Raw genomic sequence first — 12,252 nt, forward strand, 5'->3', positions numbered from 1 at the left:
ATCTTATCATTGGAGGAGTGGTTAAATGAAAACAATACATTTGTTTCGCATCTACCACTCTTTTTTATTGAAAAAGTGGTATTTGATTATCTATTTACTATTTATATTAGCGGCACTCCTTATTACATTAACGACGATCCAACATGTAACAGAAGATGACAATCATTTTAATATAGGTGTCGTAGATAAAGATCAATCAAGTGAAACGAAATTAATCTTAAACTCTATTGGTAAAGGGAGTAACCTAGGTAAAAATGTGAGCATTAAAGCATATGATGATAAGCAAGCACATACTTTGCTAAAACAGCAGAAACTTCAAGGCTACTTTGTCTTTGATAAAGGTATGACCAAGGCATTTTATAAACAAGGCGAACTACCAATTTCAGTATATACATATGATCAACAATCCATGAAAAGTGTCGTGCTATCTCAGCTAACAGATTCTGTTTACCAACGTCTTATGCGATCAATGGGTGGCATCTTAGCTTTTCAAGACTTAGCACCGAAAGCATCACATTCTGACAGTATCAATGTTATGACTGATTTGCTGATTACAGGATTAAACCGTTCAGGTGCATTTAACTTAGAACCGATTCATTTATACGATACGGGCAGTTATTATGCAATTACAGGATTTTTAACAACGGTATTCATCTTTGCACTATCTTTATTTACAGTTTTGAAAATGAATCAAGATACTGTATTGAAAGCGCGATTGAAAATGTTTCATTTTTCTAAAGAGCGTTTGTTAATCATTCGTGCGTTGATTACATGGTTTTATACTATGTTATGGAGTATCGTTGGTGTAGTTTGGATTATATTCAGTATTCCGAATACCTTTGAATTATATAATTGGCCAACGTTAGCCATTCATTTAAGCTATTATGTTACCTTTTTAATACTGTGGTTATTAATCATCGAACTTTTAACAACAGGCTTGTTGAATAGTATTAGTAAAGTCATATTAACTATTGTCATCCTGGTGTTATCTGGTTTAACAATACCTACGATTTTTTTACAACATATAGCAAATGGCGTTTTCAATATTCAACCATTCGCAGTTGTAACAAATCAATTGTTAGAAATTATTTTAAACAACTACATTTTAGAACTGCACCCTAGTTTCTACCTTATCTTCATCGCACTTTTGATAATTAATTTAGCTGTATTGGTTTGGAGGTATCGTCAATGAAGCCTTATATACAACTTGTTGTGTTCAAGCAATGGTTACAATACATCTTGCTCGTAACAACCATTGTCATCGCACTCGTACTTATTGGTATGGGTTACCGTGTAGCACATGACAACTTCAAAATACCGATTACCATTCAAGATTTAGACCAAACCACTGCATCAAAATCATTCGTCAATAAAATTAAACAATCTGACTATGTAACTATTAAAAAAGTCGATGAAGATGAAAGCTATATTGAGGATGATGTTACTAAAAAGGAAGCTATTTTAAATATGCAAATTCCTAAAGGTTTCTCTCAAAAATTAAAAGAGAACCGTTTAAAAGAAACGATACAGTTATATGGTAGAGATGACTTTATAGGTGGTATTGCTGTAGAAATTGTTAGTAGTTCATTATATGAACAGCAAATTCCTAACATTATTTATGAACACCTTGAGGATATGAAACAGCATCAATCCATCGATGCTATCAACAAGTCCTATCATAAACATACACCTGAATCTAAAATCAAATTTGTGTCGCTTACTAAACAAGCACAACACTCTATTTCAATTAGCTTAATCTTTGCGGTGATTTTATTTGTTAGCGCTGTTCAAGTAGTACTTCATTATCGTTTAAACCAACAAGCAGCATTGCAACGATTATCACAATATCATTTAAGCCGTTTCAAACTATATAGTACTTATGTAATGACACATACGATCTTGTTATTGTTGGTACTATTGGCAGTTAGTCTATATTTGTCTCAACCACTCAGCTTAATATTTTACTTAAAATCACTGTTACTTATATTGATTTATGAGATAGGTATCGTCTTTATCTTATTCCATATTCAAACAATAAGTCATCGATTATTCATGACATTTATATATGCACTTGCTATGGGTATCGTATACTTGACCATTTTCATGTAAAGGAGCGTAACTGATGATAGAAATTAATAACCTTTCAAAGCGTTACCGTAACAAACAGATTTTCAATCATTTAACCATGTCCTTTGATAGTAATCGATTAACCGTATTACTTGGTGATAATGGCGCTGGAAAATCAACATTACTTCGTATGATTGCTGGTATTGAAAAAGCTAATGATGGAACTATCAACTATTTCGGCGAAAAATGGAATCAAAGACAAATACAAAATCACATCGGTTATGTGCCACAAGACATTGCGTTATTTGAACACATGACAGTGGCTGAAAACATTAAATTTTTTAAATCACTTTGTAAAAATCCAATTAACGATACAACTATCAACGAATATTTACAGCAATTAAACTTTGATGATACGTCTGCCAAAGTATCTACATTGTCTGGTGGGAATAAACGTAAAATTAATATATTAGTAGGTTTACTAGGTCAACCTCGAATTCTCATTTTAGATGAACCAACAGTTGGTATTGATTTAAAATCTAGACATGACATCCACCAACTACTTAACATTATGAAATCTAAATGTTTAATTATATTAACTACCCATCATTTAGATGAAGTTGAAGCACTTGCAGATGATATCAAGTTAATTGGCCAAGATCCTTTTTATCAACATGTTTTAGAGGACAAGCAATGGGCTTATACCTATTATTAAAACGAAAAAAATCCCAAGTTGCGTATGATATCGTAACTTGGGATTTACTGTATTATCTACTTTGTAAGTATGACGTTGGATCTACTGCATATTGATTACCGATGCCACCAGACATACGTTGGAAGTGTACGTGTGGTGCTGTTGAATTACCCGTACTACCTGAATATGCAATTTGGTCACCAGCTTTGACTTTATCACCAGCTGAAACAGTTAAACGATTATTATGCATATACCATTGGTAGTTATTACTGTTCGCTTCTTTAATCGTTACTTGATTACCGCCACCATAGTTACTCCAACCTGCTTGTACTACTGTACCATCAGTTAATGAGTAAACTGGTGAATTTTCAGGCATTGCATAGTCGACACCGTAATGCGCACCACCACCGTGATATTGTCCATATGGTTGTAGTTGTTTACGACTTGTTAACCAGCTTGCATCTTTCGCATGACCACTAGCTGTCGCTTTACTTGCTGATCCGCCATTTTGATTAGATGTGCCATTAGGGTAATTGACCTTTCCATTACCATTATGACTGTTATACGCTTGGTTGTTGTTACTATGTGAATAATAGCTCGCGTCTGGGCCTACATTTGATTGATAACCATATTGATTAATGTGTTGTTGGCTTTGACTCGCTGTGTAGTCATTGTTATCTCCTGCTGTTGCTGGATTCACATATGTTTGACCGCTTCCATTAGCATTTGCATTTTGGGGATAACAGTTATAAAAATAATGCGTATGTCCTTGTGCATCTACGAATGTATAGTTATATTCTTTATTATCAAACATTGCTTGATTCCAGTTACCATCAGGTGTGTGATGATAATCCCCATTAGAATCAATTGTATAATAAGTACCATAAGATACGTCTTGTGATTGTGTTGACATTTGTGTATGTGCTTGTTGGGTGTTTGTCGTTTCTGCTGCATCTGCTTGATGCGCCATTGTAAATGTAGCGAAGCCCATCGTTGCAATCGCTGCTGCTGTTAATTTTTTCATGTATAAAACATCCTCCATTAAAGTTAAAGTTAAAGTTAGTTTTCAATTAAACTGTACTGCACATACTAAAAGAATTAGACAACTGAGTAAAGGATTTAATTCTCATTTTCCAACTATTTAATATTCCCGAAATGTTTTACTAAACTCATTACATTGTCATTACAAAATAGCCATACATTGATATTAAAATGACATCTCTCACTGCATTCGTTTAACCTTTTATAAATTTTCAAAATTAACAACTAATCATTCGTCCATGTTCGCGGTTCAACGTTAATGTATGATAGTAATCATCCATCAAATCATATCAACCAAATTCCACTATCAATCGCTATTGATTGTCATTCAACTTTCTAATAGTGATATGCTTCTCAGGCTTAAAAATCGTCATATCTTTTCTATTAATTAAATCATCTGTGAGCTTTAATGCTACTATTTCATTGCTGCCATAATACTTAATATATAACGTTCTTGTAGTTAAATTTATTACGGTCTGATACATCGTATAGTGATTGTCAGCATCATGCGGACGTACAATTCCAATCGGTATATTTACCGCATCTAATAAATAAAATGCATTCATTAAATCCATTTCTTTATCATTGTTTTGAGCAATGTTTGCTTTCATAAATGCCATTCTCACAAAGCGCTCAGTTGAAGTAAATCCACCTGGCAATCCAAATGTACCTGCTTCATTGCCTAAAGGTTCAATCGTTACACCTTCCAATAAATTTGCTGTTGCTGGATAAGGAGAAATATTGATATATTGTCTTAAATTACTATAATGCCAATCTAAGTCTGGATGATTTGTTAAGACACCGATAGGGTTATCTTTTATAACCACTTCACCCTCTTTAAATGAAACTTCGACTGATTGTCCAGTTGCATCGGAAACATGATAATGCAATGGCGGAACTTCACCGATATCATTTAAATATACAGCTACAACATGTATTTGGGATGCTTGTTGTTTCATATCTTCTATGCTTGTTGTATATCCCAAAATCCATGTCACAATTTCATTTTGCGTAATATTCATCGCGTCCGCTTTGTGTGTTGAGCCATATGAACTATAACCTCGGAAATATTGTGTTGAAATGGCAACGCCATGTTCATTAACACCATCACCATAAATAAAACCTTCCATATCTGTTCCTGTACCAATAAAGCCATATTGCGTTTGGCCTGTCGTGCCAGTGCGAGATGTCCAACGATAATTTCTAGGCGTCACTGCTGGCGAACCATCTAATGGATAATCATAATCCATCGTGCGTCCAAGAAGTACTTGATTATTTAAAGTTTGTATTGTGAATCCTGTGCACATTGTTCTCACTCCTCTGTACCTTCATTTACTTTAATCACTTTCAAATAAAGCTGTTTCACTTAAACATACTATAAAAAATCAATCATACAAGCAATTAATTGATATTCATTCTCAATAACTGTGGTATGATATGTAAGGAAATCATGACTTATGTGTGAGTGAACGATCATCTATACATCCGTTCACTTCATCTCATGACTTTCTATATTTAATTTTTACAAGGAGTGACATCTGTGAATAACACACAATCTTCACCACGCAGTAATATTATTATTGCGATTATGTTGTCTGCATTAACATATTGGTTGTTTGCACAATCATTTATTAATATAGGACCTCTCGTTGGTCAAACGTATCAAACCTCTCCTGCCGTGTTAAATTTATCTATTAGTTTAACTTCCTTCGCCACAGGTATCTTCATGGTGGCTGCAGGTGATATTGCTGATAAAATAGGACAACTGAGAATGACATACATGGGTCTCATAATCAGTATGTTTGCATCTCTTCTATTAATTATATCGGACATCACTGCACTGCTCATCATCGGTAGAATTTTACAAGGTCTATCAGCAGCTATCTTGTTACCTTCAACAGTGGGCGTTTTAAATAATCAATTTAAAGGAGATCATTTAAGACGAGCGATTAGTTATCTAATGATTAGTACTGTTGGTGGCATCGGCCTAGCTGGTGTTATCGGCGGTTTAATTGCCACAAATTTCGGATGGCAAACTAATTTCATCATTAGTATAGTCATTGCTTTCATTGCCATATTGCTTCTAAAAGGCACACCTGAAAAAGTAAGTCAACATAGCCATCGTCATCCATTCGATTACAAAGGTATGTCTATTTTCGCTGTTATGATTGGTAGCTTTACATTATTGTTAACACAAGGATTCGAACAAGGTTGGTTTAGTACTTTTTCATTCATTTGTCTGAGCATTTTTATCATCACTACGTTGATATTCATCATCATCGAACGTCGACATGAAGTACCTTTTATTGATTTCTCAGTATTACGCAACCGTCCGTTCATTGGTGCATTTTTAAATAACTTTGTTTTAAATAGTGGTCTGGGCGTAACAGTGGTCTTTTTCATATATGCTCAAACACACCTTGGTTTATCAGCTGCACAATCTGGACTTGTTACATTGCCATATGCCATTGTGGCAGTTGCGATGATTCGTTTAGGTGAAAAAGCAACATTACGTTTCGGTGGCAAATTGATGCTCATCATTGGTCCGTTGTTCCCTGTCATCGGCATCACTATTATTAGCATGACATCACTTCAACCATCACAATATATCATTGCTGTTGTTATTGGGTTTGTCATTTGCGCAATCGGAAATGGTTTAGTCGCAACACCCGGTCTTACAATTGCAATTTTCAGTATGCCTAATGAAAAAGTTGGTTTAGCTACAGGATTATATAAAATGAGTGGCACACTAGGTGGCGCCTTTGGTATAGCACTAAGTACTACAGTTTTCAGTATGTTACAACTAAACTATGCACCAAGTGTAGCTGCAACTGTAACATTTATCGTCAGCATTGTATTAATGATACTCGGCTCATTGTCTGCATACATGATCATTCCAAAAACAGTTAAATCTTAAATATAATAGAAGAATCATGTTTCGAAATATCTGTATCACTTTAAAATGATATGCATCAATTTCTATAAAAATAAGCGAAGAACATTTTTTATTGTTCTTCGCATACTCTAATTATTATTCACTATCAATTAGACAAAATGGCCATTTTCAAATATCACGCGTTGTTTCTGACCTTGAATATATTTATTATAATTGTCCTTTTGAAAATCAGTTAACATTAATTTAGATGTACCGTATTTTAACACTTTTTGCATTGTTTCTATTCTCATTTTTCTAAATAACCATCCATCTTTTAACACAATACGATTAACAGCATCATATGATAATTCTACTGTTTCTTTAATTTCAAATGTCTTGAATGAAATAATCGTGCACATTAAAAACGTATCACCAAAGTAATAAACATCTAAATCATCACGTTTATGTTGTCCAACTAACAAACGACCATATTCGAACTCTTTTTCTGGATATTTCAATTCTAAAAAACTAATAATCTCTTCTTCTTTTAATTTGAATTGCATTTAAAAACATCCTCTCTTAAGTTTTAACAAGCCTTAATTAAAAATTTTTTCAATCACATAGTTCAATATACATCATTTTGTTATGTTTTTTAATACTTTTTTCAAAAACAAATATTTTATTCTTTAAAATAATGACTTTTGTATTTTTCATCACAATAAACATTTTAAAATTCTTGTTATCATAATCATTAAAAGTTATTTAACCTTAATAATATATTCTCTCGCCTCAACCTTAATCGCATACTATAGGCGTCTGTTTGTAGACAATAAAAGTCATGCACCTCTTCATATGTCATCAAATGCTTATCATGATATGATGAATATAATAATCGGGTATATAACTGTATGATTAATTACACAATAAAGAGAAGGAATATAATATGAAAAAAGTGTCAATTAAAGATGTTGCTAGAGAAGCTGGTGTATCAGTTACTACGGTGTCACATATTTTAAATCATAATGATAGTCGTTTTTCCGCAACAACGATAAAAAACGTACATGCTGTTTCAGAACGTTTAGGCTATGCCCCTAACAAACATGCAAAACAATTGCGCGGCAGTAAAATTCAAACTATTGGCGTCATTTTGCCTAGCTTAACAAATCCGTTTTTCTCAGCACTGATGCAAAGTATTCATGACCATAAACCATCTGATGTTGATTTATGTTTTTTAACATCTACAGCAACTGATTTGTATGACAATATTAAACATTTAATTGAGCGAGGTATTGACGGATTAATTATCGCACAATACATTTCATCCCCGGACGTCCTAAATAATTATCTAAAGAAACATCATGTACCTTATGTCGTACTGGATCAAAATGACCATCAAGGTTATACAGATTTTGTTCGGACAAATGAATATCAAGGCGGACAACTTGCAGCACAACATTTAATAGAACTCGGTCACAACAATATGATGATTGTTGCACCATATGACATGATGGCGAATATGTCGACTCGTGTCGCTGGATTTGTTGATACTTTGCGCACGAATCAATTGCCCGAACCACAAATCGTCCATACTGAATTATCTAAGCGCGGTGGGCTAACCATTGTTGATGACATCATGGTTCAATCTGCCACTGCAATCTTCGCTATTAACGATGAACTCGCTATTGGCATTTTACGAGGACTAATTGAACATGGCATCAGTATCCCGAAAGATATCTCATTAATAGGTTATGACGATATTGATTATGCCGCGTATGTCACGCCACCTTTGACTACTGTGGCACAACCTATAACTGATATTGGCAAAACATCTTTAACCTTATTACTTCAACGATTACAGCACTTAGATAAAACCATTGATATGATTGAATTACCAACGACTTTAAAAATTCGTGCAACAACTGGCTATCATCTTTCAAACTAACTACGTATCTTCCGAAATATACTCATCATTGTTATGCCCTTAGCGTTGCTTTAATGCTGAGGGTTTTTAATCATAATTATTTCACTAAGAAATTAAAATAATAATGTATGAATTTTTAAATATGATTTAAACGTTTTCAGTTTTTATGAAAACGCATGCATTTTACAAATAAAAATGGTACGATGGCACTGGTAAAACGTTTTACTAAAAACAAATCGTGAGGTGTATAACATGAGCATTGTTGCATTACTTATCGGGTTAGGCCCCTTAATTGGCTGGGGATTCTTCCCAACAGTCGCTTCAAAGTTTGGTGGTAAACCTGTACATCAAATTATCGGTGCTACTGTAGGTACGTTAATCTTCGCTATTATATTAGCCGTAGTCACATCAAGTGGCTTCCCTACTGGAACAAATTTACTATTCGCCTTATTATCAGGTGCGGGATGGGGATTCGGACAAATCATTACATTTAAAGCGTTCGAATTAGTCGGTTCATCTCGTGCCATGCCTGTCACAACAGCATTCCAATTATTAGGCGCATCTTTATGGGGTGTCTTTGCATTAGGAAATTGGCCGGGCATTGGTCATAAAATCATTGGCTTTACAGCTTTAGTCGTTATTTTAATTGGTGCGCGTATGACAGTTTGGAGTGAACGCAAAGAAGCAAGTAACGCCAAAAATTTACGTCGTGCAGTGATTCTTCTGTTAATTGGTGAATTTGGATACTGGTTATATTCAGCCGCACCACAAGCAACTTCTATTGATGGCCTAACTGCCTTTTTACCTCAAGCAATGGGTATGGTAATTGTTGCAGTCATTTATGGCTTTATGAATATGAAAGCAGAGAACCCATTTCGTAATAAAATTACGTGGTTACAAATTATTTCAGGTTTCTTCTTTGCATTTGGTGCCTTAACATATCTTATTTCAGCACAACCTAATATGAATGGTTTAGCAACTGGATTTATTCTTTCTCAAACATCCGTTGTGCTTGCTACATTAACTGGTATTTATTTCTTAAAACAACATAAAACGTCAAAAGAAATGATTATTACAATTATCGGCTTAGCACTCATTTTAGTAGCCGCTTCTGTTACAGTATTTATAAAATAAGGAGTGTAGATGTCATGAAAAAATCAGCTGTTTTAAATGAACATATTTCAAAAGCAATCGCGACAATTGGTCATTTTGACCTATTAACAATTAATGACGCTGGCATGCCAATTCCAAATGATCATCGCCGTATCGACCTAGCTGTCACTAAAAACTTACCACGCTTTATTGATGTCTTAGCTACAGTGTTAGAAGAAATGGAAATCCAAAAAATATACTTAGCAGAAGAAATAAAAGAACATAACCCTACACAATTGCAACAAATTAAACAATTGATTTCATCGGAAATCGAAATCATTTTCATTCCTCACGAAGAAATGAAAAGTAACTTAGCTCACCCATTAAATAAAGGTAATATTCGTACTGGTGAAACAACGCCTTACTCTAATATTGCATTAGAATCGAATGTTACTTTTTAAAAATTATAACTTGAAAGGAGCATACACATGACCAACAAAGTTGTTATTTTAGGTTCAACGAATGTCGATCAATTTTTAACAGTTGAAAGATATGCACAACCAGGCGAAACATTACATGTTGAAGAAGCACAAAAAGCATTCGGCGGAGGTAAAGGTGCCAACCAGGCTATTGCCACTGCACGCATGCAAGCAGACACAACATTTATTACTAAAATTGGCACTGATGGCGTTGCTGATTTCATCTTAGAAGATTTTAAAGCGGCTCATATTGATACATCATATATTATCAAAACAACTGAAGCAAAAACGGGCCAAGCCTTTATCACTGTGAATGCAGAAGGACAAAACACCATCTATGTTTATGGTGGTGCGAATATGACGATGACACCTGAAGATGTTATTAACGCAAAAGACTCTATAATCAATGCAGACTTTGTCGTTGCACAATTAGAAGTACCCATCCCGGCTATTATATCTGCATTTGAAATTGCCAAGGCACATGGTGTGACGACAGTATTAAATCCTGCACCAGCGAAAGCATTACCTAATGAATTATTGTCACTAATCGATATTATTGTGCCAAACGAAACAGAAGCCGAATTGTTATCTGGGATTAAAGTAACTAATGAACAATCTATGAAAGACAATGCTAATTACTTTTTATCTTTAGGCATTAAGACTGTTTTGATTACGTTAGGTAAGCAAGGTACATATTTTGCTACTAAAAATCAAAGCCAACACATCGAAGCTTATAAAGTAAATGCGATTGATACAACCGCTGCAGGCGACACATTTATTGGTGCATTTGTCAGTCGCTTAAACAAGTCGCAAGATAACTTAGCAGATGCTATTGATTTTGGTAATAAAGCGAGCTCCCTCACTGTACAAAAACACGGCGCGCAAGCATCTATTCCTCTACTAGAAGAAGTAAATCAAGTTTAAATGAACCAAACACAGCTATGATATGAAGGTTTAGCATATAACATGCAACATTCGTATATCATGGCTGTGCTTTTTTATCTTTATAAAACATCATCTATTAGAAATAATTTTCCACTAAACCTATGCTTGATGACTCATGTTTAGTTATAAATGAAGTGACAATTTTTTGTAATCTTTTTAACTTCCAAATTATCGTATATAAATATGCTATATTAATGATAATAATTATCAATTAACAGGAGGTTATGCTATGTCCAAAGAAGCTGGTCATACATTTTTAGCTAAATTAGGAAAAACTCGTCTACGCCCCGGTGGTAAAGAAGCAACAGATTGGTTAATACAACAAGGGGCATTTTCACAAGATAAACAAGTGTTAGAAGTGGCATGTAATATGTGCACAACATCTATTTATCTAGCTCATACATACGGCTGTCACATTCAAGGCGTTGATATAAATAAGAAAGCATTAGAAAAAGCACAGGAAAATATTTCAGCAGCAGGCCTTGAATCATATATTCAAGTTCAACAAGCGAATGCTGCTAAATTGCCCTTTGATGACAATCAATTCGATATCGTTTTAAATGAAGCAATGTTAACAATGTTACCCATCGCCATAAAGGAAAAAGCATTACGCGAGTACTACCGAGTCTTAAAGCCTGGGGGTATCTTGTTAACACATGATATTGTCATCGTTAATGAATCACATGCCACACATGTAGTTAAATCATTATCTGCAGCAATTAATGTCAATGTCTCACCGCAGACGAAACTTGGCTGGTTAGATTTATATCATCAAGCTGGTTTTAATCATGTGCATTATCATACTGGTCCAATGAGTTTAATGACACCAAAAGGTTTAATTTATGACGAAGGTATTGTTGGAACTATAAAGATTATCAACAATGCTTTTAAAAAAGAAAATCGACCAATGTTTTGCAAAATGTTTAAAACGATGACTAAATTGCGTAAAGATATGAATTATATTACTTTTGTCGCTAAAAAAGAGCACTAAATATAATGCCACTAACTGTACTTTGTATCTATGTTTGACTGTTACTTTAATTTCTTTGTGACACTAATCATCTACTTAACAATATCGTTATCGTTGATTAGTAGGTCATCAATTTTGGTTAAAGACTTTTATAAACACTCAAACATT

General features: G+C 34.1%; 13 protein-coding genes and 1 pseudogene. 9 read left to right on the plus strand and 5 right to left on the minus strand.

The window, feature by feature from the left end; translation table 11 throughout:
* Positions 1–25: 25 nt before the first annotated feature.
* Genes ACXQH5_RS04275 through ACXQH5_RS04285 form a run of 3 tightly spaced genes read left to right on the plus strand, consistent with a single transcriptional unit; the run spans position 26 to position 2,782 of the window.
* Positions 26–1,192 (plus strand): ABC transporter permease, encoded by a 1,167-nt coding sequence (locus ACXQH5_RS04275; RefSeq protein WP_000848770.1) that lies wholly within the window; start codon positions 26–28, stop codon positions 1,190–1,192.
* On the plus strand, positions 1,189–2,109 hold the full coding sequence (locus tag ACXQH5_RS04280; protein ID WP_000806121.1) for an ABC transporter permease: 921 nt from the start codon (positions 1,189–1,191) through the stop codon (positions 2,107–2,109). The genes ACXQH5_RS04275 and ACXQH5_RS04280 overlap by 4 nt, the downstream gene beginning before the upstream one ends.
* A gap of 13 nt (positions 2,110–2,122) precedes the next feature.
* Complete coding sequence (locus ACXQH5_RS04285; protein ID WP_000570070.1) at positions 2,123–2,782, plus strand: ABC transporter ATP-binding protein; 660 nt, start codon at positions 2,123–2,125, stop codon at positions 2,780–2,782.
* 52 nt (positions 2,783–2,834) lie between these two features.
* Here ACXQH5_RS04285 and lytM read toward each other — a convergent pair whose 3' ends face one another.
* Positions 2,835–3,785 (minus strand): glycine-glycine endopeptidase LytM, encoded by a 951-nt coding sequence (lytM, locus tag ACXQH5_RS04290; protein WP_000736789.1) that lies wholly within the window; start codon positions 3,783–3,785, stop codon positions 2,835–2,837.
* 331 nt (positions 3,786–4,116) lie between these two features.
* Complete coding sequence (locus ACXQH5_RS04295; RefSeq protein ID WP_000337376.1) at positions 4,117–5,109, minus strand: choloylglycine hydrolase family protein; 993 nt, start codon at positions 5,107–5,109, stop codon at positions 4,117–4,119.
* 233 nt (positions 5,110–5,342) lie between these two features.
* On the opposite strand from ACXQH5_RS04295, the gene ACXQH5_RS04300 reads away from it, so the two are divergent.
* Positions 5,343–6,719 carry an MFS transporter gene (locus tag ACXQH5_RS04300; protein ID WP_001066540.1) on the plus strand — a complete coding sequence of 459 codons (1,377 nt, stop codon included), beginning with the start codon at positions 5,343–5,345 and terminating at the stop codon, positions 6,717–6,719.
* A 128-nt stretch (positions 6,720–6,847) separates the two neighbouring features.
* On the opposite strand, the gene ACXQH5_RS04305 is transcribed toward ACXQH5_RS04300, so the two are convergent.
* The gene (locus ACXQH5_RS04305; protein ID WP_001159764.1) at positions 6,848–7,240 is read right to left on the minus strand and encodes a hypothetical protein; all 393 of its coding nucleotides are present in this window, start codon (positions 7,238–7,240) and stop codon (positions 6,848–6,850) included.
* Between the two features lie 49 nt (positions 7,241–7,289).
* Positions 7,290–7,470 (minus strand): annotated as a pseudogene (locus ACXQH5_RS04310) (NADH-quinone oxidoreductase subunit L).
* Positions 7,471–7,620: 150 nt separating this feature from the next.
* Here ACXQH5_RS04310 and rbsR point away from each other — a divergent pair.
* The 4 genes from rbsR to rbsK all read left to right on the plus strand — a co-directional run bounded on the left by rbsR (position 7,621) and on the right by rbsK (position 11,093).
* The gene (gene rbsR, locus ACXQH5_RS04315) at positions 7,621–8,619 is read left to right on the plus strand and encodes a ribose utilization transcriptional repressor RbsR (protein ID WP_000757892.1); all 999 of its coding nucleotides are present in this window, start codon (positions 7,621–7,623) and stop codon (positions 8,617–8,619) included.
* A gap of 231 nt (positions 8,620–8,850) precedes the next feature.
* Positions 8,851–9,732 (plus strand): ribose/proton symporter RbsU, encoded by an 882-nt coding sequence (gene rbsU / locus ACXQH5_RS04320; protein WP_057504544.1) that lies wholly within the window; start codon positions 8,851–8,853, stop codon positions 9,730–9,732.
* A 14-nt stretch (positions 9,733–9,746) separates the two neighbouring features.
* Positions 9,747–10,151, plus strand: a complete 405-nt coding sequence (rbsD, locus tag ACXQH5_RS04325; protein ID WP_000747873.1) for a D-ribose pyranase — start codon at positions 9,747–9,749, stop codon at positions 10,149–10,151.
* A gap of 27 nt (positions 10,152–10,178) precedes the next feature.
* Positions 10,179–11,093, plus strand: a complete 915-nt coding sequence (rbsK, locus tag ACXQH5_RS04330; protein WP_000182749.1) for a ribokinase — start codon at positions 10,179–10,181, stop codon at positions 11,091–11,093.
* A 97-nt stretch (positions 11,094–11,190) separates the two neighbouring features.
* On the opposite strand, the gene ACXQH5_RS04335 is transcribed toward rbsK, so the two are convergent.
* Entirely contained in the window at positions 11,191–11,325 is a 135-nt protein-coding gene (locus tag ACXQH5_RS04335; RefSeq protein ID WP_031844981.1) for a hypothetical protein, read from the minus strand.
* Between the two features lie 18 nt (positions 11,326–11,343).
* Between ACXQH5_RS04335 and ACXQH5_RS04340 the strand changes: the two genes are divergently transcribed.
* Entirely contained in the window at positions 11,344–12,105 is a 762-nt protein-coding gene (locus ACXQH5_RS04340; RefSeq protein WP_000031261.1) for a class I SAM-dependent methyltransferase, read from the plus strand.
* Positions 12,106–12,252: the final 147 nt, after the last annotated feature.

It is taken from the genome of Staphylococcus sp. SA22 (assembly GCF_054165785.1).

Coding starts and splice junctions, on each gene's coding strand:
- ACXQH5_RS04275 (WP_000848770.1), top strand. CDS start 26: ATGAAAACAATACATTTGTTTCGCATCTACCACTCTTTTTTATTGAAA.
- ACXQH5_RS04280 (WP_000806121.1), top strand. CDS start 1,189: ATGAAGCCTTATATACAACTTGTTGTGTTCAAGCAATGGTTACAATAC.
- ACXQH5_RS04285 (WP_000570070.1), top strand. CDS start 2,123: ATGATAGAAATTAATAACCTTTCAAAGCGTTACCGTAACAAACAGATT.
- lytM (WP_000736789.1), bottom strand. CDS start 3,785: ATGAAAAAATTAACAGCAGCAGCGATTGCAACGATGGGCTTCGCTACA.
- ACXQH5_RS04295 (WP_000337376.1), bottom strand. CDS start 5,109: ATGTGCACAGGATTCACAATACAAACTTTAAATAATCAAGTACTTCTT.
- ACXQH5_RS04305 (WP_001159764.1), bottom strand. CDS start 7,240: ATGCAATTCAAATTAAAAGAAGAAGAGATTATTAGTTTTTTAGAATTG.
- rbsR (WP_000757892.1), top strand. CDS start 7,621: ATGAAAAAAGTGTCAATTAAAGATGTTGCTAGAGAAGCTGGTGTATCA.
- rbsU (WP_057504544.1), top strand. CDS start 8,851: ATGAGCATTGTTGCATTACTTATCGGGTTAGGCCCCTTAATTGGCTGG.
- rbsD (WP_000747873.1), top strand. CDS start 9,747: ATGAAAAAATCAGCTGTTTTAAATGAACATATTTCAAAAGCAATCGCG.
- rbsK (WP_000182749.1), top strand. CDS start 10,179: ATGACCAACAAAGTTGTTATTTTAGGTTCAACGAATGTCGATCAATTT.
- ACXQH5_RS04340 (WP_000031261.1), top strand. CDS start 11,344: ATGTCCAAAGAAGCTGGTCATACATTTTTAGCTAAATTAGGAAAAACT.